Source organism: Phenylobacterium sp. (assembly GCF_037189685.1).
Taxonomy (GTDB): Bacteria; Pseudomonadota; Alphaproteobacteria; order Caulobacterales; family Caulobacteraceae; genus Phenylobacterium.
This window is the reverse complement of record NZ_JBBCIT010000001.1, coordinates 138,624-156,984: the sequence shown is the minus strand read 5'-3', so window position 1 is coordinate 156,984 and position 18,361 is coordinate 138,624. Positions and strand designations below refer to the sequence as shown.

15 protein-coding genes are annotated in these 18,361 nt (G+C 69.7%); 10 read left to right on the top strand and 5 right to left on the bottom strand.

Features of this window, described 5'->3' with window-relative positions:
• Positions 1 to 3: 3 nt before the first annotated feature.
• Genes fdhF through fdhD form a run of 3 tightly spaced genes read left to right on the top strand, consistent with a single transcriptional unit; the run spans position 4 to position 3,865 of the window.
• Positions 4 to 2,856: a formate dehydrogenase subunit alpha gene (gene fdhF, locus WG212_RS00755; protein ID WP_337185145.1), complete on the top strand. Its 2,853-nt coding sequence runs from the start codon at positions 4 to 6 to the stop codon at positions 2,854 to 2,856.
• Entirely contained in the window at positions 2,853 to 3,077 is a 225-nt protein-coding gene (locus tag WG212_RS00750) for a formate dehydrogenase subunit delta (protein WP_337185144.1), read from the top strand. Before fdhF ends, WG212_RS00750 begins: the two co-directional genes overlap by 4 nt.
• Entirely contained in the window at positions 3,074 to 3,865 is a 792-nt protein-coding gene (gene fdhD, locus WG212_RS00745; RefSeq protein ID WP_337185143.1) for a formate dehydrogenase accessory sulfurtransferase FdhD, read from the top strand. Before WG212_RS00750 ends, fdhD begins: the two co-directional genes overlap by 4 nt.
• Here the strand turns inward: fdhD and WG212_RS00740 are convergent.
• Positions 3,862 to 4,707: a hypothetical protein gene (locus WG212_RS00740; protein ID WP_337185142.1), complete on the bottom strand. Its 846-nt coding sequence runs from the start codon at positions 4,705 to 4,707 to the stop codon at positions 3,862 to 3,864. The two genes, fdhD and WG212_RS00740, sit on opposite strands and share 4 nt — an antisense overlap.
• Before the next feature lie 11 nt (positions 4,708 to 4,718).
• On the bottom strand, positions 4,719 to 6,086 hold the full coding sequence (locus tag WG212_RS00735; RefSeq protein WP_337185141.1) for a glycoside-pentoside-hexuronide (GPH):cation symporter: 1,368 nt from the start codon (positions 6,084 to 6,086) through the stop codon (positions 4,719 to 4,721).
• Between the two features lie 201 nt (positions 6,087 to 6,287).
• Here WG212_RS00735 and WG212_RS00730 point away from each other — a divergent pair, with 201 nt between their 5' ends.
• The 6 genes from WG212_RS00730 to WG212_RS00705 all read left to right on the top strand — a co-directional run bounded on the left by WG212_RS00730 (position 6,288) and on the right by WG212_RS00705 (position 15,156).
• Positions 6,288 to 7,082 (top strand): phytanoyl-CoA dioxygenase family protein, encoded by a 795-nt coding sequence (locus tag WG212_RS00730; RefSeq protein WP_337185140.1) that lies wholly within the window; start codon positions 6,288 to 6,290, stop codon positions 7,080 to 7,082.
• A gap of 278 nt (positions 7,083 to 7,360) precedes the next feature.
• Positions 7,361 to 8,173 carry a phytanoyl-CoA dioxygenase family protein gene (locus WG212_RS00725; protein ID WP_337185139.1) on the top strand — a complete coding sequence of 271 codons (813 nt, stop codon included), beginning with the start codon at positions 7,361 to 7,363 and terminating at the stop codon, positions 8,171 to 8,173.
• 13 nt (positions 8,174 to 8,186) lie between these two features.
• Entirely contained in the window at positions 8,187 to 9,050 is an 864-nt protein-coding gene (locus WG212_RS00720) for a phytanoyl-CoA dioxygenase family protein (RefSeq protein ID WP_337185138.1), read from the top strand.
• 209 nt (positions 9,051 to 9,259) lie between these two features.
• Positions 9,260 to 11,503 (top strand): TonB-dependent receptor, encoded by a 2,244-nt coding sequence (locus WG212_RS00715; RefSeq protein WP_337185137.1) that lies wholly within the window; start codon positions 9,260 to 9,262, stop codon positions 11,501 to 11,503.
• Positions 11,504 to 11,605: 102 nt separating this feature from the next.
• Positions 11,606 to 14,068, top strand: a complete 2,463-nt coding sequence (locus WG212_RS00710) for a glycoside hydrolase family 3 C-terminal domain-containing protein (protein WP_337185136.1) — start codon at positions 11,606 to 11,608, stop codon at positions 14,066 to 14,068.
• A 248-nt stretch (positions 14,069 to 14,316) separates the two neighbouring features.
• Entirely contained in the window at positions 14,317 to 15,156 is an 840-nt protein-coding gene (locus tag WG212_RS00705) for an FCD domain-containing protein (RefSeq protein ID WP_337185135.1), read from the top strand.
• 6 nt (positions 15,157 to 15,162) lie between these two features.
• Here WG212_RS00705 and WG212_RS00700 read toward each other — a convergent pair whose 3' ends face one another.
• The 3 genes from WG212_RS00700 to WG212_RS00690 all read right to left on the bottom strand — a co-directional run bounded on the left by WG212_RS00700 (position 15,163) and on the right by WG212_RS00690 (position 17,779).
• Positions 15,163 to 16,476 carry a dipeptidase gene (locus WG212_RS00700; protein ID WP_337185134.1) on the bottom strand — a complete coding sequence of 438 codons (1,314 nt, stop codon included), beginning with the start codon at positions 16,474 to 16,476 and terminating at the stop codon, positions 15,163 to 15,165.
• Positions 16,477 to 16,543: 67 nt separating this feature from the next.
• A complete protein-coding gene (locus WG212_RS00695; protein WP_337185133.1) occupies positions 16,544 to 17,428 on the bottom strand; it encodes an NAD(P)-dependent oxidoreductase in 885 nt (294 codons plus the stop codon).
• A 15-nt stretch (positions 17,429 to 17,443) separates the two neighbouring features.
• Positions 17,444 to 17,779 carry a c-type cytochrome gene (locus WG212_RS00690; RefSeq protein ID WP_337185132.1) on the bottom strand — a complete coding sequence of 112 codons (336 nt, stop codon included), beginning with the start codon at positions 17,777 to 17,779 and terminating at the stop codon, positions 17,444 to 17,446.
• A 124-nt stretch (positions 17,780 to 17,903) separates the two neighbouring features.
• Here WG212_RS00690 and WG212_RS00685 point away from each other — a divergent pair, with 124 nt between their 5' ends.
• Positions 17,904 to 18,359 carry a (2Fe-2S)-binding protein gene (locus tag WG212_RS00685; RefSeq protein ID WP_337185131.1) on the top strand — a complete coding sequence of 152 codons (456 nt, stop codon included), beginning with the start codon at positions 17,904 to 17,906 and terminating at the stop codon, positions 18,357 to 18,359.
• Positions 18,360 to 18,361: the final 2 nt, after the last annotated feature.

Below are 18,361 nucleotides of genomic sequence, written 5' to 3'. Positions count from 1 at the left end.
CTCATGGCTCGGCTCCTCGACTTCGACCTCGGCACGCCCCAGGCCTCGGGCGCCCCGGTGACGCTGACCGTCGACGGCCGGTCCGTGACCGTGCCCGCCGGGACCTCGATCCTGCGCGCGGCGGCCGAGGCGGGGACGCAGATTCCCAAGCTGTGCGCCACCGACAGCCTGGAGGCTTTCGGCTCATGCCGGCTGTGCCTCGTGGAGATCGACGGCCGCGCCGGGACGCCGGCGTCCTGCACTACCCCGGTGGCCGAGGGCATGGCGGTCCGCACCCAGACGCCGAAGCTCGCGAAGCTGCGCCGCGGGGTGATGGAGCTCTACATCTCCGATCATCCGCTGGACTGCCTCACCTGCGCCGCCAACGGCGACTGCGAGCTGCAGGACATGGCCGGCGCCGTGGGCCTTCGCGAGGTGCGCTACGGCTATGAGGGCGAGAACCACCTCGGCCTGCCCTGCGACGAGTCCAACCCCTATTTCACCTTCGACCCGGCCAAGTGCATCGTCTGCTCGCGCTGCGTGCGCGCCTGCGACGAGGTGCAGGGGACCCTGGCGCTGAGCGTCGAGGACCGTGGCTTCGACTCGAAGATCGCCGCCGGCCAGGGCGAGCTGTTCCTGTCGTCGGAATGCGTGTCGTGCGGCGCCTGCGTCCAGGCCTGCCCGACGGCGGCGCTGACCGAGAAGGCGGTGATCGAGATCGGCCAGCCCGAGCGCGCCGAAGTCACCACCTGCGCCTACTGCGGCGTCGGCTGCACGTTCAAGGCCGAGATGCGCGGCGAAGAGCTGGTGCGCATGGTCCCGTGGAAGGACGGCAAGGCCAATCACGGCCATTCGTGCGTCAAGGGGCGGTTCGCCTGGGGCTACGCCACCCACCGCGAGCGCATCCTGGAGCCGATGATCCGCGCCTCGATCGCCGAGCCGTGGCGCACGGTCTCGTGGGACGAGGCGATCGCCTACGCCGCCTCCGAATTCGCCCGGATCGAGGCGGCGCACGGCCCGTACGCGCTGGGCGGCATCACATCGTCGCGCTGCACCAACGAGGAGACCTACCTCGTCCAGAAGATGATCCGCGCGCGGTTCGGGGTGAACAACGTCGACACCTGCGCCCGCGTCTGCCACTCGCCCACGGGCTACGGCCTGAAGACCGCGTTCGGGACCTCGGCGGGCACCCAGGACTTCGACTCGGTCGAACACGCCGACGTCATCCTCGTCATCGGGGCCAATCCCACGGACGGCCATCCCGTGTTCGCCTCGCGCATGAAGCGCCGCCTGAGGAAGGGCGCGAAGCTGATCGTCATCGACCCGCGCCGGATCGACCTCGTCCGGACGCCGCATGTCGAGGCCGCGCACCATCTGGCCCTGCGGCCGGGCGCGAACGTCGCGGTCCTGACGGCGCTGGCGCACGTGATCGTCGCCGAGGGCTTGGTCGACACGGCCTTCGTCCGCGAGCGCTGCGACCCCGAGGACTTCGCCGCCTGGGCCGAGCATGTGGCGCGGCCGGAGCATTCGCCCGAGGCCACCGAGGCGACGACAGGCGTTCCGGCGTCGACGGTGCGCGCCGCGGCGCGCCTCTACGCCACCGGCGGCAACGCGGCGATCTACTACGGCCTGGGCGTGACCGAGCACAGCCAGGGCTCGACCTCGGTGATGGCGATCGCCAACCTGGCCATGGCCACCGGCAACGTCGGCCGGCCGGGCGTGGGCGTGAACCCGCTGCGGGGCCAGAACAACGTCCAGGGCGCCTGCGACATGGGCTCGTTCCCGCACGAGCTGGCCGGCTACCGCCACGTGTCGGACGACGCGACGCGGGCGCTGTTCGAGGCCGCCTGGGGCGCCTCCCTCGATCCCGAGCCGGGACTGCGCATCCCCAACATGCTGGACGCCGCCGTCGCCGGCCGGTTCAAGGGCCTCTACGTCCAGGGCGAGGACATCCTGCAGTCCGATCCCAACACCCGGCACGTGGCCGCCGGGCTGGCGGCGATGGAGTGCGTGATCGTCCACGACCTCTTCCTGAACGAGACCGCCAACTACGCCCACGTCTTCCTGCCGGGCTCCACCTTCCTGGAGAAGAACGGAACCTTCACCAACGCCGAGCGGCGCATCCAGCGGGTGCGCAAGGTGATGAGCCCGCGCAACGGCCTGGAGGACTGGGAGATCACCCAGAAGCTCTCGAACGCGCTGGGCTATCCGATGGCCTACGATCACCCCTCGCAGATCATGGACGAGATCGCGCGCCTGACCCCCACGTTCGCCGGCGTGTCGTACGACCTGCTGGAGCGCGAGGGCTCGGTCCAGTGGCCCTGCAACGACGCCGCGCCGACGGGCACGCCGGTCATGCACCTGGAGCGGTTCGTCCGCGGCGCGGGCAAGTTCGTGCTGACCGACTACGTCCCCACCGACGAGAAGGTGGGACCGCGCTTCCCCCTGCTGCTGACCACCGGCCGGATCCTGTCGCAGTACAATGTGGGCGCGCAGACGCGGCGCACCGACAACGTCCTCTGGCACGAGGAGGACGTGCTGGAGATCCACCCTCAGGACGCCGAGGACCGCGGGGTGCGCGAGGGCGACTGGGTCCGGCTCGCCAGCCGCGCCGGCGACACGACCCTGCGGGCCCGGATCACCGACCGGGTGGCGCCGGGCGTGGTCTACACCACCTTCCACCACCCCGGGACCCAGGCCAACGTCGTCACCACCGACTACAGCGACTGGGCCACCAACTGCCCTGAGTACAAGGTGACGGCGGTTCAGGTCGCGCCGTCCAACGGCCCCAGCGACTGGCAGGCGCGCTACGAGGCGATGAGCGAACGCAGTCGCCGCATCGTGGCGCCGGAATCCCAGGCGGAGCCGGCGGAATGACCCGGCCGGATCGGCTGATCTACATGGCCAACCAGATCGCGGCGTTCTTCGCCGCCCAGCCGGGCGACGCGGCCATCGGCGTCGCGGGCCACCTGAAGAGCTTCTGGGACCCGCACATGCGCGCCGAGATCCTGGCCTGGCGCGCGGCCGGAGGCGAGGGGTTGAGCCCCGTGGCGCTGGAGGCGGTGGCGCGCCTGGAGGCGGCCGCGCCCGCGCGATGATCCGGGCCGCCATTCCCCGCACCCGCTGGACGGCCGCCGGGCGCGAGGCGGGTCTGCGCGACCTGCCCGAGGAAGCGCCCGTCGCCCTGGTCCATGACGCGACGACGACGGCGGTGATGATGGCGACGCCCGCCGACCTGGAGGACTTCGGCGTGGGCTTCAGCCTGACCGAGGGCCTGGTCGCCGCCCCTGACGAGATCACCGCCCTGGAGGTGTCTACGGGCGACCTGGGGATCGAGGTCCGCATGTGGCTGAGGCAGCCCGCCTCGGCCGCGCTCGCCGCGCGCCGCCGGCGCCTGGCCGGGCCGACGGGTTGCGGGCTCTGCGGCGTGGACAGCCTGGCCGAAGCCGTCCGGCCGCCGCGCCGCGTCGGAGACGGCGCCGTCGCCGGCCCCGCCGACATCCGCGCCGCCCTGGCCCGGCTGGCGACGGCCCAGGCCCTGGGCCAGGCCACGCGCGCGGCGCATGCGGCCGGGTGGTGGACGCGCCCCGACGGCCTGGTCGCCGCCCGCGAGGACGTCGGCCGCCACAACGCGCTCGACAAGCTGGCCGGCGCCCTCGCCAGAGCCGGAACACCAGCCCGCGACGGCCTGCTGGCGCTGACCAGCCGCGTCTCGGTGGAGATGGTCCAGAAGGCCGCCGCCCTGGGCGCCCAGATCGTCGTCGCGGTCTCGGCGCCGACGGTGCTCGCCGTCCGAACGGCGGAGGCCGCCGGGATCACCCTTGTCGCCGTCGCCCGCGACGACGGTTTCGAGGTGTTCACCCGGCCGGACCGGATTTCGGGTTAGGCGGCGACGGGCTGGGTCGCCTCGGCCCACAGCTCGTGGGCCATGTCCTTGAGCATCAGGGCCTCTTTCCAGCGGTCGCTCAGCTCGCGGCCGTCGAGGCCCGTGATGGCGTAGTTGGGCGGGCCCAGCTCGGGCATGAAGGTCAGCTCGCCGTCGGGGCCGGCGCGGGTCAGCCAGTCGGCGAAGCCCTCACGCCACCAGGCGCGCATCTGGTCCACCCAGCCCTGGTGCTGCGGCGCCCTGATCGAGACCTGGATCTGGTGCGAGCCCGGCACGCGGCCGTGGAACGCCCAGCAGTGCCTCAGCACCTTCCGCATCCGCGCCATGTCGGCCTCGGGCACGGGCAGCGGCATCTCGTGGACCAGCGGATAGTGCGACAGGTCGCCGGTCAGCCTGAGCGCCGGCATCCGGTCCAGGATACGGCAGGTGAACAGGGCGTCGTTGGTCAGCCGGCCGCGGTGGGTCTCGTAGTTCACCGGGATCGAGGCCTTGGCCGCCTCGGCCTCGAATCCGGTCAGGAGGGCGACCGCGTCGTCCACCTTGTCGGGCCGGGCCATGATCTGGATGTTGAGGTGGTGGGCGCCGAGTTCCTGGGCGCGGTCGACGTAGCGGGCCACGTCGGCGGCAGTGAAGACGAACCCGATCGCCTCGAAGCTCTTGCCGCGGTCGAGGACGCCGCGGGCCACCGCCTCGGCGCGGTCGGGGCGCATCAGGCTGACGCCCACGCCGTCGAAGCCGGCGTCGAAGATCTTCGCCAGCACCCCCGGCATGTCGGCCTCCATGTCGACGCCGGGCAGGTTCTCCATGCCCCAGATGGCCTGATAGACGAGCAAGCGGGCCATGCGGACCTCCTTCAGGATGCGGGAGCGGGATTCCGCGCGGCCAGTTCGTCCACGATCTTCTCGTGGACGCCGCGCCGCAGCGGGTAGAACAGCATCGCGATCGCCGAGCCGCCCAGGCCGATCACCGGGAACGCCACGACGATCAGCTTGAGCCCGTGCAGGGTCTCGGGGGTCTGCTGCACGTTGGGGACGTAGCCCACGCCGTCCAGCGCCCAGCCGAAGAAGGCGGCCGCCAGGCCCAGCGCCACCTTCTGGAAGAACATCGCCAGGCCGAAGACGAAGGACTCGGTGCGCGCGCCCGACTTCCACTCGCCGTATTCGACCGTGTCGGGCACCATCGACCAGTAGGTGGTGGAGACGCCCAGCGAGGCGACATGGATCACCATGTAGAAGACCGTGACCGCGAGCGCCGTCTGGACGTCGAAGACGAGCAGCGCCACGGCGCAGGCCAGCCCCCAGCCTGCGGCCGTGAGCCAGGCGATCTGCTTGCCGATGAACCGCGTGACGAACACCCAGGCGGGAATGATCGCGACGCCCAGCGCGGCCTTGATCGAGAGCGCGTAGCGGGCCGCCTCCTCGTCGAGGGCGATGTACTTCATGTAGTAGAGCAGCGACTTGGACAGCGCCGTCGACGACATGGCGCCCAGGCTGATGGCGATCATCACGATCCAGAACGCCCTGTTCTTCGCCGTCGCCCGCCAATAGTCGGCGAGGCTGAGTCGCACGGGCTCGCCCGGGGGCTCGGGGGGCTCCCGCGTGACCAGGAATACGACCGGGAAGATGGCGGTGGCGACGAGCGCAAGGACGACCGCCGCGTAGAAGAAGCCGGTGGCGAGGTCGCCGCCGCCGAACTGGTCGACCATCGGCTTGGTGAGGAACGACACCGTCATCCCGGCCAGGGTGGCCGCCACCATGCGGAAGCCGGCCAGCGACGAGCGTTCGCTCGAGTTGCGCGTCATGCGGGCGGTGAGCGAGCTGTAGGGCACCGACACCAGCGTGTAGGCCGTCCGGAACACGAGATGCGACGCCAGGACCACGGCGGTCAGGCCGAGGCCGGTGGCCGCGGGCGCCCAGTAGAGGAAGCAGAACGAGAGGCCGACAGGGATCGCACCGATCAGGATGTAGGGCCGGAAACGCCCCCAGCGGGTGCGGGTTCGGTCCGCGATGGCGCCCATGATCGGGTCGGTGATCCCGTCGAAGATCGAGGCGATCATGTAGATCAGGCCGGCGGTCGCCCCGGGCAGCCCCAGGGCGTCGGTGTAGTAGAACATCAGGAAGAGGCTGACGCTCTGCCAGTAGAGGTTGCAGGCGTAGTCGCCCAGGGAGAAGCCGGCCTTGCGGGCGAAGCTCAACTGGAATCCCGCCTTGGCCTTGAACATCGTCTCCCCCGGTCCGCCGCGTCTCTGCGCGGCTGGGAGGACTATGGCGACCCTTCCCCAGCCTCTCAATCGGAAAAGCCAGATTTTGGCTAAAATAACGATATAGATGGCAAAAAAGACAGTTTTAGATTGATTTCGGCAAATTCGACCGGGATATGATCTCCAAAACAGAGGCCTGAGGAGTCAGGGAGGATCCGAGCCATGATCACCGATGCCGAACGCGCCGCATGGGACCGGGACGGCTATTTTTTCGCGCGGGGTGCGGTCGACCCCGGGCTCGCGGCCGAGGTCGAGGCCGAGGTGGTCGCCCGCATCCGTGCCGATCCGCCCGGGCGCCACGCCGGGGAGGTCGCCTACATGTCGGGGGAGAACTACCTCATTTATCCTGAGACCGGCCCGTCGCCAGGCGCCGTGAACCCCGAGGACCTGGTCTCCAAGGTCTTCAACTGCCACGCCGAAGGCGCGACCCGGCGGATGTCGGAGCTGCCCCAGATCGCCGACCGCGTGGCGGGCCTGCTGGGTCCCGACGTGGATTGTTTCCAGAGCCAGTTCATCTTCAAGAACCCCGGCGTCATCGGCCAGCCCTGGCACCAGGACAGCTACTACTTCAAGTTCGACAAACAGCCCCAGGTGGGCGTCTGGGTGGCGCTGACCCGCGCGACCATCGAGAACGGCTGCCTTTGGGTGGTGCCGGGCAGCCACGCCGACCAGGAGATCTACGAGCATGTGCCCGACCTGCGGCCGGCGGCCAATCGCGGCTATCTCGAGATCGTCTCGCAGGACACGTCGAGCCGCACCTCGGCGGTGATGGAGCCGGGCGACGTGCTCTTCTTCCACAGCTATCTGATGCACATGTCGACCGACAACGTGGCCGACTACCGCCGCTCGGCGATGGTCTATCACTACGGCCGCGCCGGCACGAAGGCGCTGAACCCCGAGAGCGCCGCCACCCTCGCCCGGGTCAACCGCTGGATCCCCATCCGAAGGGCGGCGTAGCGCACGCCGGCCACCGGCTCCCGCCGCGTCCGCGTTGGCGTTCCGCCGGGCGGCTCTTGAGTGATCCCTGGCGGTTCCACGGCCAGGGCCAGAGTCAGGGGCGGGGTCGGCCAACCTGGGCGACGTCGCCCCTTTTCCGCGTGTCCGCCGGCCTGCTTCGACGCTCCGATCTTCAGCTCTGCAAAATTCGATCTAATCTGCTTATTATATCTAAATATGATTGACTTCATGTTTTCGATCAAATTATGGTCCCGACAGGATCGACGAGTAGGTACGCCATGAACGCCGCCCCCCGCCTTCATCCCCTCAACCGGGACTTCACCTGGCAGGACGCGCCGCGCACCGGGATGCGCGCGCTGACGCCCGAGCAGGTGGATCAGTTCAACGAGGACGGCTTCTTCGTCTTCCGGAACGCCTTCACGCCCGAGGAGATCGCCGCCGTCACCGCCGCGATCGATCCGCTGGAGAAGGCGCACGAGGAGGGGGTGCGGGAGACCATGGGCGGTCGCTTCCGCCTGACCGACGCCGGCACCATCACCTTCACCGCCCACATCGTCGGCAAGTCGCCGGTGCTGCAGGCGTTCGCCAAGCATCCGGCGATCAAGGATATCTGCCACGACCTGATCGGTCCCGACGTGCGGCTCTACTGGGATCAGTCCGTCTACAAGAAGACGGAAAAGGTTCAGGAATTCCCTTGGCACCAGGACAACGGCTACACCTACATCGAGCCGCAGCAGTACCTCACGCTCTGGATTCCGCTGGTGGACGTGGACGAGGAGAACGGCTGTGCGTGGATCGCCCCCAAGCTGCACAGGCTGGGGACCTTCGAACACTGGATCACCGAGATCGGCAAGGTGTGCCTGACCGAGGCCGACGAGGCCGTGGCCGCGCCGGCGAAGGCGGGCGACATCGTGGTCTTCTCGTCCCTGGCGCCGCACCGGACAGGACCGAACCTGAAGCCGGATACGGTGCGGAAGGCCTATATCCTCCAGTATGCGCCCGACGGCGCGAAGACCACCCTGCCAGACGGTCAGGTCATCGAGCAGAATGACCCCGTCCGGCAGTTCAGGATCCTCGAGGGCGGACGCTAGGGAGGTTTCGCCGATGACGCCGCAGGAGTTGAAGGACCTCGCTGAGCGCTATCGCCGCGACGGCTTCGTCCACGCCAAGGGCCTGATCCCGCCGGAGGATATCGCGGCGCTGGCGCCGGCGATCGACATGGCCGTGGCGCGGCGCAAGGGACACGACACGCGCGGCCTCGACGAGAAGACACCCTATGAGCAGTCGTTCATCCAGTGCCAGTACATCTGGGAGGACTTCCCCGAGGTTCGCGGCCTGACGTTCCACCCGCGACTGGGCGAAGCCCTGGGCGCGTTGCTCGGCGCCGAGAAGGTCCGTCTCTGGCACGACCAGGCGCTCTACAAGGAAGCGGGCGGCCGCGAGACCGAGGCCCACCAGGATCACGCCTACTGGCCCATCGCCGAGCCTGACACCATCACGGCCTGGATTCCGCTGATCCCGGTCGACGAAGTGACGGGATGCATGGGCTATGTCCCCGGCTCCCACGAGGCCGATCTCGAATTCGTCGACATCTTCCGCGCCGAAGGGCAGGGCGAGGCGCTGCTGGCCCGCCAGGCGGCCGAGCCGGTGTTCTGTCCCGCGCAGCCAGGCGACGTGCTGTTCCATGCGGGCCGCACGGTCCACATGGCCAAGTCCAACCGCTCGGACCACATGCGGCGCGTCTACACCGCCATCTACTTCAAGGATGGCTGCACCCGCGGCGGTGACCGGGCGCATCCCTCGGTGGACCGCGACCGCATTCCCCAGGGCGCAAGGATCGCCGGCGGCGCGACGCCGGTGGTCTGGCCGTTGGTCGACGGCCGGGCGCCCGAGCCCGAACCTTGGCCCGAGAGCCAGGACGAGCGGTTCCTGCGCAACCGCGCAATGGGCACCATTCCCGGCCGCTGAGGCGCCTCCCTTCCCGATGACGTCGGAAACGCGATCGCGCCCGTGGCGATCGCGGCTGTGGATTCGCGCCCGCTCCTACACTTCTACACATAAAAAGGACATTGAAACAATTTTCGATGAAATATTGACACTAACAGCAACCTAGATCAGGGTTTGCCTAACGCAGAGAGCCCGACCGGGGCCGGCAAGAACGCAACAGGGGGAAACCGATGTCCGGCTTGAAGTCGCGGCTGAGCTTTTCGAGCTGCCTCACCACATGCGCCGTCCTGACGGCAGTCCTTGCGCCGGGCGCCGCCCGCGCCCAATCCGCCGGCGCCAACGAGATCGGCGAACTCGTCGTCACGGCCCAGAAGCGCGAGGAGCGCTTGCTGGACGTTCCCGTCTCGGTGGCCGTCGTCCGCGCCGAGACGCTGGACGTCTTCGGCTCCAACGAGGCCGTGGACCTGGCCTACCGGGTTCCGAACCTCGGCGTCTCGAACAGCGCCGGTCCCCGAAGCTTCGGCTTCTTCATCCGCGGGATCGGCACCACCTCGTTCGCCTCGGAATCGATCGAAAGCAGCTCGGCCTATGTGGTCGACGGGGTGGTGATGGGCCAGGCGGGCGCCTCTCTCACCGACCTTCCGGACGTGGAGCGGATCGAGGTCCTGCGCGGCCCGCAGGGCACGTTGTTCGGCAAGAATGCTTCGGCCGGCGTCATCAGCGTGGTCACCAAGACCCCGTCCAAGGAATTCGAGGCCGCCGGCAAGCTGAGCTGGGCGTGGCCGCACGATGACCGCAAGGCCCAGGCCTATGTCTCCGGACCGATCTCGGACGACGTCGGCTTCCTGCTGTCGGCCCGTCTGGCCAAGCGCGACGGCTTCGTGAAGAACCTGTTCGACGGCCGCAGGCTGAACGACCGCAACGAGTACGGCGTCCGCGGCCGGCTCCAGGTGGATCCGTCCGACAACTTCCGGCTCGGGATCATCGGCGACTGGTGGCGGCGCAACGCCGATTGCTGCATCTGGACCCTGGTGTCGCCCGGGACGCCGCTGAACGTCACCGAGCAGGCGTTCCTCGACCGGGGCGTGGCGCTGCGCCCCGGCAACGACACCCAGAACATCGATGGCGACGTCTTCTCGGACGTGAAGTCGTGGGGCCTCTCGGCCCAGGCGGACTACGACTTCGCCAGCGGCCACACCCTGACGTCGATCACCTCGTACCGCTACTGGGAGACGATCGACGGCCTCGACACCGACAGCTCGCCGATCAACCGGTTCAACGTGAACTTCGCCGAATTCACCCAGAAGCAGTTCACCCAGGAACTGCGCCTGACCTCGCCCAAGGGGCCGTTCCTCGACTATGTGGTGGGGCTCTTCTACTTCAACTCGGACGTCCATTCGGAATCGACCCAGCTTCAACCGCTGGCGGCGCCGACCCGTTTCACGAACCGGATCGTCGACAACTACACCAACGGCGAGAACATGGCCGTCTTCGGCCAGGCCAACCTCAACTTCACCGACGACTTCCGCGCCATCGTCGGCGGGCGCTACCTGCAGGAACTGGCCGAGGCCGAGAAGGTCCGCTTCGACCCGATCAACAACGCCACCGAGAGCCGTCAGGCCGGCAAGACCGACCACGCGTTCCTGTGGCGCGTCGGCCTCCAGTACGACCTCAACGACAACTCCAACGTCTTCGCCACGGTGACCCGTGGCTACAAGGGCGGCGGCTACGACGTGGGCATCGGCACGACAACTCTGCTCGACGTGCGGCCCGAGAAGCCCACCAACTACGAGGTGGGCCTGCGCGCGTCGTTCCCCGACCAGCGGCTGCTGCTGAACGTCACCGCCTTCCGCCTCGAGGTGGAGGATCTCCAGGTCACCGCGCGCGAGCCGGGCGACATCGGCCTGTTCCTGCTGCTGAACGCCGCCGAGGCCCTGTCGAAGGGCGTCGAGGCCGAGGTCTACTGGCGCCCGATGCCGGACGTGGACCTGACGCTGTCGGGCTCGGCCGCCTACACCGACGGCAAGTACAAGAGCTTCCTGCGCGCGCCCTGCTACCGCGGCCAGACGGCGGCGCAGGGCTGCGTCGGCGCCGTGCAGGACCTCTCGGGGGCCCAGCTTCCCTATGCGCCCAAGTGGAGCTTCAACCTGGACGCCAACTACCGGGCCGAAGTCGCCGAAGGCTACACGCTCTTCCTCGACGGCAACGTGAACTACCGGACCAACTACCCGTCCAACACGCCCAACGATCCTGCGACCCAGCACCCGGGCTTCGCCCTGGTGAACGGCGCGGTCGGGATCGGCCCCACGGACGGCGCCTGGAAGCTCTCGGTCTTCGGCCGGAACCTGACCGACAAGTACTACTACACCCGCAAGTTCTCGACGCCGACCGTGGCCGGTGTCGGCGCCTATTCCGACTACCATCCCTACGAGGCGCGCCGGATCGTCGGCGTGTCCCTGGACCTGAAGTACTGACGTTCGGCGGCGTTCCCTCCTCAGCCGCCCGACGGCCCGGCGCCTTCCCAGGAGGGGCGCCGGGCCTTTTACATGCCGGCGTCACGGCCTAGTGGAGTCCTCATGACAGAGACCTTCCTCGACCCCAAGGCCCCCCTCGACGCCCGCGTCGCCGACCTGATGGCCCGCCTGACGCTGGAGGAGAAGGTCACGCTGCTGGCAGGCGCCAGCGCCTTCAACCTCTATCCCGTGGAGCGTCTGGGCGTACCGTCCCTGCAGATGACCGATGGGCCGACGGGCGTGCGCTCGATCCGCGGCGTGCCCGCGACGGTCTTCCCCGTGGGCGTCGCCGTCGCCGCGACCTGGAACCCGGACACGGCCCGCGCCGTCGCTGCGGCGATCGCCCGCGAGGCGCATGCGCTGGGCGACCACGTCGTGCTGGCGCCCACCATCAACATGATGCGCATTCCGACCTGGGGCCGGAACTTCGAGACCTATTCCGAGGACCCCTACCTGGCCGGCGTCATGGGCGCCGCCTATGTCCAGGGGCTCCAGGGCGAGGGGATCGGCGCGTCGCTCAAGCACTACGCCGCCAACAACCAGGAGCTGGAGCGCTTCGTCGTCGACGCCCGGGTCGACGAGCGGACCTTGCGCGAACTCTACCTCGCCGCCTTCGAGCGGGTTGTGGCCGAAGCCGACCCGTGGACGGTCATGGCGTCCTACAACAAGCTGAACGGGACCTACGCCTCCGAGCACCGCCGGCTGCTGACCGACATCCTCAAGGAAGAGTGGGGCTACAGGGGCATGGTGGTGTCGGACTGGGCCGCCACCCATTCCACGGCGCCCGCCGCCAACGCCGGCCTCGACCTGGAGATGCCCGGGCCGCCGAAGTGGTTCGGCGACAAGCTGCTGGCCGCGGTCAGGGCGGGAGTCGTTCCCGAGGCCCAGATCGACGACAACGCCGCCCGCGTGGTCCGCCTGATCGTCCGCTGCGGATTGCTGGACGGCGCGGAACGGCCGAAGGGAGAGCTGCGCACGGCCCGCCACAAGGCCATCGCCCTCGATGCGGCCTGCGAGGCCATGACGCTGCTGAAGAACGACGGCCTGTTGCCGCTGTCGCGCGAACTGAAGTCCGTCGCCCTGATCGGCCCCAACGCCGCGCGCTGCCTGCTTCAGGGCGGCGGCAGTTCGCGCGTGGTCACCGACCGCGTGAAGACCCCGGCCGAGGGCCTGCGGGATTTCCTGGGTCAGGGCGTCGCCGTGCTGGAGGCCCGCGGCGTCGACAACGATCCCTTTCCCGTGGGGCCCGACCCGTGGGCGTTCAGCCCCACCGAGGCGCGCGACGCCGAAGGGCTGCACGCGGAGTACTTCGACTCCGTCGACTTCTCGGGCGCGCCGGCGCGGACGGCGCTGGAACGCAACTTCGTCCGCTGGTCCAGCCCCAACATGGCCGCCGCCACCCGCGCGCCGGTGGGATCCTACCGCTGGAGCGGCTGGTTCTGGCCGAACGAGACCGGGATCTACGAGTTCGGCGTGCGTGCGACCGGCGTGGCCCGCCTCACCCTGGACGGCCGGCCGCTGGTCACGCCCGGGACGGCGGCGGCTGAGGACCACTTCGACGTCATCGGCCAGGCTGTGCCGCGTCGTCTCGCGCCCGCCGAACTGACCGCCGGCCGCGGCTATCGCCTGGAGATCGACTACGTCCCGAAGGCCTCGGGCTACGAATACTTCGGCCTGGGCGTGCGCCCGCCCCCCGAGCCGCTCGAACGCGCGCTGGAGGCCGCCCGCGACGCCGACGCGGTGGTGCTGGTGCTGGGATCGGGGATCGTGACCGAGGCCGAGGGCTATGACCGGCCCGACATGCGCCTGCCCGGCGGACAGGACGACCTCGCCCGCCGCATCCTGGCAATCAACCCGAACACCGTGATCGTCCTCAACGGGGGCTCGCCGTTCGAGGCGCCCTGGATCGACGAGGCGCGCGCGGTCCTCCAGATGTGGCTGCCCGGCGAGACCGGCCCGGACGCCCTGGCCGCCGTGCTGTTCGGCGACCGCGACCCCGGCGGCAGGCTGCCGATCACCTGGCCGCGGGCCTTCGGCGACCATCCGGCGCACGCGCCCGATCCGGACCCGGCCGTCTGTGACTATGCCGAGGGCCTGGCGATGGGCTACCGGGGCTTCGATCAGTCGGGCGTCAAGCCGCTGTTCCCCTTCGGCCACGGCCTCGCCTACACCAGCTTCGAGATCCGCGACCTCGAGATGGCCGGGACGGCGGCGGCCGGCGCGTCCGTGGCGCTGTCGGTGGTCGTGGAGAACACCGGCGACCGCGCCGGGGCCGAGGTGGTCCAGGTCTATGTCTCCCAACTCGAGCCGCGCCTGCCGCGGCCGCCGAAGGAGCTGAAGGCTTTCGCCAAGGTCCGTCTCGAACCCGGCGAATCGCGGCGGGTGACGCTGACGCTCGAACCCCGCGCCTTCGCGCCCTATGATCCGGAGACGCGGTCCTGGCCCGTCGACCCCGGGCCGTACGACATCCTGGTGGGCCGCTCGGCGGGCGACATCCGGGTGAAGGGAACGCTGCGGCTGACGTGACGCCCAGGCCGTCTTACTCAGGGCCGTCTTACTCAGGCAGCGTCCTCAGGCCGACCCGCCGCCAGGGCGCTTGATCTTCCTCAAGGCGTCGGAGGGCGGATCATCGTCGGAATGGATCGATTCCGTCCGGCAAGGTCGCTTCGGATGAAGCTGGTGCACCTGTGGGTATCGCGTCCGCTTTCAAGCAGAGCCGATAGACTCTAGGATTCCGGCACGCGGATCTGAGAATCGCCGCCACCGGGAATCGAATGCCGACCTCGCAGCCCTCCGTCGCCACCTTCACCAGCCCAGAGCTGGAGGCGCTCACCCCCGAGCTTCCGGGTCCCACCGACAAGGCCGCGTTCTGGTTGCAGCGCGACATCGTCCGCGGCGTCTTCCAGCCGGACGAGCGCCTCAAGGTCGAGCAGCTCACCAAGTTCTACAAGGTCGGCCACAGCCCGATCCGCGAAGCGATCCTGCTGCTGTCGTCCACCGGACTCGTGGTCCACGAACACCAGAAGGGCTATCGCGTCGCTCCCGTGTCGGTGGCCGACTACATCGACGTGGTCGACGCCTACAAGGCCGTCTACCAGCTCGTGCTGTTCAAGAGCGTCGAGCGGGGCGACCAGGCCTGGGAGGAGCGCGTGGTCGTGATGCTCCACCGCACCATGAAGGTGCGCAAGGTCCTGCCCGACGGCGACCCGCTGGCGCGCGAGCTGTGGCAGCGCGCCTACAAGGCCCTGCACCGCGAGCTGCTGTCGGGCTCGGGTTCGCCGGTGCTGGAGCGCATCTTCGCCAACCTGGGCGACCGGGCCGAACGCTACCTCAACCTCTACGCCGACTTCGAGACCGACCGCGAGCGCGACCACCACGCCGAACACCGCGAGATCGTCGACGCCCTGATCGCGCGTGACGGCGAGCGGCTGCACGACCTGATCACCCACTATTTCGCCGGGGCCCAGCCGATGCGCGACATCGTCATCCAGCGGCTAGAGGCGCTCGAGGGCCAGCGCGGCGGCCGGCGGCGCCGGGCGCCGGCGACCACGCCCAAGGCGGTGGCGAAGCCCGTGCGGAAGGCCGGTCGCGGCCGCCCCCGGAAGACGGCCTGACGGCGCCTATTTCTTCGGCCCGTCCGTCTCGGCGATCGTCGCGTACGAGGCCGGCGTCCCGGCCTGGAGCCGCTTGGCGACGGCGTCGGCCTCGCGTATGGCCCGCAGGACATTGCCGCCCGCCAGCTTCGCCAGGTCGGCGTCGCTCCAGCCGCGGCGGGCCATCTCGGCCAGCAGGGCGGGGAACTTGTCGACGCCTTCGAGGCCCTCGGGCGTGTCGCCGATGCCGTCGAAGTCCGAGCCGATCCCCACGCAGTCCACGCCGCACACCCTGGCCAGGTGCTCCACATGGTCGGCCACCATCGACAGCGTCACCGGGGGCCGGGGATTGGCCTTCTCCCACTCCGCCAGCGCGGCGCGGGCCTTCTCGGGGTAGCCGATGTAGAGGCCGCCGAACGGCGGGGAATTGTAGCGCGCCAGCTCGGCCGAGCGGTTGGCCGCCCACACCGTCCGCTCGCGCGAGACATAGGTGGGCATGAAGTTGACCATCACCACGCCGCGGTTCTGCTTCACCAGCGCCAGCACCGAGTCCGGCACGTTGCGCGCGTGTTCGGCCACCGCCGACGCGCCCGAGTGCGAGAAGATCACCGGCGCCTGCGCGACCTCCAGCGTATCCCTCATCGTCTCTTCCGACACGTGGCTGAGGTCGACCAGCATCCCCAGGCGGTTCATCTCGGCGATCACCGCGCGGCCGAACGCGGTCAGCCCGCCGTGCTGGGGGTTGGCCGTGGCGCTGTCGGCCCAGCGCGTGTTGAGCGCGTGCGTCAGGGTCATGTAGCGCGCCCCGGCGTCGTACATCTGGCGCAGCACCGGCAGGCTGTCGTTGATCTGGTGGCCGCCTTCGATCCCCACCAGCGAGGCGATCTTCCCCGCCTTGTGGATACGCACGACGTCGTCGGCCGAATACGCCATCTCGAACACGTCGGGATAGCGGGCCGACAACCCCTTCACGATGTCGATCTGCTCCAGCGTGGTCTGCACCGCCGCCGGCCCGTCGATGCTGGAGGGGATGTAGACCGACCAGAACTGCCCGCCCACCTTGCCGGCCCGCAGGCGCGGGATGTCGGTCATCATGCCGGGGCCGCCGGGCGATCGGATTCCGGACGTGTCGGCGTCGAAGTCCAGCCGTTCGGGGTGGACGCCCACGTGCTGCCGCAGCGTCCACGGCACGTCGTTGTGGCCGTCGATCAGCGGCGTCCTGGCCAGCACCCGGTCGACCCGCGCGGCGATCTTCGGATCGATCGCCTGGGCGTGCGCCTGAAGCGGGATCGCGCCCGCCAGGACGGAAAGCGCCACGCCGGCCGCAAGGACTGCACGCATCGGAACTCCCCCTCGCAGTACGTCCCGATGCGATCCGCCCGGCCCGGCGAAGTCAAGCGGCGCGGGGTCAGCGGGCGATGGGAAGCACGTCGGCGCTCACGCCGGCGGCGTTCAGTGCGGCCAGTTCCGCGCGCCACGCCGGCGTCGCGACCACCCGCACGACGGAAAGCCCTTCGGCGGCCAGTTTGGCCAGCTCGGCCACGCTGCGCGGGGTCAGCCGCTCGGCGTCGCGTCGGGCCAGCGCCAGGACGTCGGGGTGGACGTCGGCGTCCACCACCAGCACGTCGGCCGCCGCCAGGGCGCGGACGGCGCGGAGACTCAGGAGGTCCGCGGGCCCCCGGGCGTCGAGATAGCCCACCTGTCCCTGCGGGGTCGGGCCCTCGAACAGGGCGGCGCGGAGCCGCGCCTTCGCGGCCTCCATGTCGCCTTTCCGCGCCGCGTCGGCGGCCGACCCGTTGAGGGCCGCGCGCAGGAAGCGGCGCCGGGCGGCGGCTTCGGGCAGCGTCTCGCGGATCTCACCCTGCATGCTGCGGAACAGGGCGGCCACCTGGCCTGTCCCCTCGGGCAGGCGCGCCTCGATGTCGTGGCGCAGCATCGTGGCCAGCATGGGCGAGGCGCCGCCCGTGCCGATGGCCGCCACCACTTCGCCCCGGTCGATCACCGCGGGCGTCGTGAAGTCGCAGAGCGCGGGGCGGTCCACGACGTTCACCGGCACGTTGGCCGCCCGCGCGGCCTCGGCGGCGGCGCGGGCCCAGTCGTCGTCGCGGGCCGCCACGAACGCCAGGGTCGCGCCGAGGTAGGCGCGCGGGTCCAGCGCGTCCGGCCCGGTCAGGCGCACCACCTCGGCGGGCGAGCCTTCGAACAGGCGGGCCTTGGCCTCGGCCGCCTCGCCCTCGCCCGCGATGACCACCGTGCGGCCGGACAGCGGGAAGAAGGCGGGGAATACGTCCATCGGCCTGCTGTCGGCCTATTTCAGCGTCTTCAGGTAGGCGATGATCGCCGCACGCTGGGTGGGGTTGGACACCGACACCAGCATCTTCGTGCCGGGCGCGAAGGTCGTCGGAGCCTTCAGGTAGGCGTCGAGACTCTCGTCCGTCCAGACGCCGCCCTTGGCCTTCAGCGCCGGGGAATAGGCGAAGCTCTTCGACGCGATCTCTCCGCCCGCCACGCCGGCCAGCGAAGGCCCCATCGGCGAGCCGCTGTGGCACATGCGGCATTGCATGTTGAAGAGTTGAGCGCCGTCCTGGGCGATGGCGGGCGAGGCCGCCAGGGCGAGGGCGGCGACGACGACGGCGCGAAGCATGACAACTCCTGTTTCCTAAGTCCGGTACGCAATACGCTCGCGGCGTCAAGGGTGGCCAAGGCTCGATTTACGCGGCGGTCTGAACAGCGTTAGGATCGATGCGAACAAGCAGGGACTTGGCCTCATGGCGACGACAGTGGATGTGAACGGACGGCAGGTGAACGTCAACTCGCCGCCCGACACACCCCTCCTCTGGGTGCTCCGGGATGAACTGGGGCTGACTGGCACGAAATACGGCTGTGGTGTCGCGCAATGCGGCGCCTGTACGGTCCTGGCAGACGGCCAGCCCATCCGGTCCTGCCTCACCCCGGTCTCCGCGCTCGGGGGGTCGAAGATTACCACCATCGAGGGTCTGGGCGGCGAGCATCCCCTCCAGCAGGCGTGGGTGGAACTGGACGTTCCACAGTGCGGCTACTGCCAGTCAGGCCAGATCATGGGCGCCCTGGGCCTGCTCAACAACGACCCCAATCCCGACGATGCAGCCATCTCCGCGGCGATGGACGGCCATATCTGCCGCTGTGGGGCCTATCAGCGTATCCACGCCGCCATCAAGGCGGCCGCCGGAGGAGCCGCGGCGTGAAC

Excerpts from the sequence above, each read along its gene's own strand:
- WG212_RS00730 (WP_337185140.1), top strand. The coding sequence starts at position 6,288 with ATGATCACCGATGCCGAACGCGCCGCATGGGACCGGGACGGCTATTTT.
- WG212_RS00690 (WP_337185132.1), bottom strand. The coding sequence starts at position 17,779 with ATGCTTCGCGCCGTCGTCGTCGCCGCCCTCGCCCTGGCGGCCTCGCCC.
- WG212_RS00710 (WP_337185136.1), top strand. The coding sequence starts at position 11,606 with ATGACAGAGACCTTCCTCGACCCCAAGGCCCCCCTCGACGCCCGCGTC.
- WG212_RS00725 (WP_337185139.1), top strand. The coding sequence starts at position 7,361 with ATGAACGCCGCCCCCCGCCTTCATCCCCTCAACCGGGACTTCACCTGG.
- WG212_RS00695 (WP_337185133.1), bottom strand. The coding sequence starts at position 17,428 with ATGGACGTATTCCCCGCCTTCTTCCCGCTGTCCGGCCGCACGGTGGTC.
- WG212_RS00750 (WP_337185144.1), top strand. The coding sequence starts at position 2,853 with ATGACCCGGCCGGATCGGCTGATCTACATGGCCAACCAGATCGCGGCG.
- WG212_RS00705 (WP_337185135.1), top strand. The coding sequence starts at position 14,317 with ATGCCGACCTCGCAGCCCTCCGTCGCCACCTTCACCAGCCCAGAGCTG.
- fdhF (WP_337185145.1), top strand. The coding sequence starts at position 4 with ATGGCTCGGCTCCTCGACTTCGACCTCGGCACGCCCCAGGCCTCGGGC.
- WG212_RS00720 (WP_337185138.1), top strand. The coding sequence starts at position 8,187 with ATGACGCCGCAGGAGTTGAAGGACCTCGCTGAGCGCTATCGCCGCGAC.
- fdhD (WP_337185143.1), top strand. The coding sequence starts at position 3,074 with ATGATCCGGGCCGCCATTCCCCGCACCCGCTGGACGGCCGCCGGGCGC.
- WG212_RS00700 (WP_337185134.1), bottom strand. The coding sequence starts at position 16,476 with ATGCGTGCAGTCCTTGCGGCCGGCGTGGCGCTTTCCGTCCTGGCGGGC.
- WG212_RS00740 (WP_337185142.1), bottom strand. The coding sequence starts at position 4,707 with ATGGCCCGCTTGCTCGTCTATCAGGCCATCTGGGGCATGGAGAACCTG.
- WG212_RS00685 (WP_337185131.1), top strand. The coding sequence starts at position 17,904 with ATGGCGACGACAGTGGATGTGAACGGACGGCAGGTGAACGTCAACTCG.
- WG212_RS00715 (WP_337185137.1), top strand. The coding sequence starts at position 9,260 with ATGTCCGGCTTGAAGTCGCGGCTGAGCTTTTCGAGCTGCCTCACCACA.
- WG212_RS00735 (WP_337185141.1), bottom strand. The coding sequence starts at position 6,086 with ATGTTCAAGGCCAAGGCGGGATTCCAGTTGAGCTTCGCCCGCAAGGCC.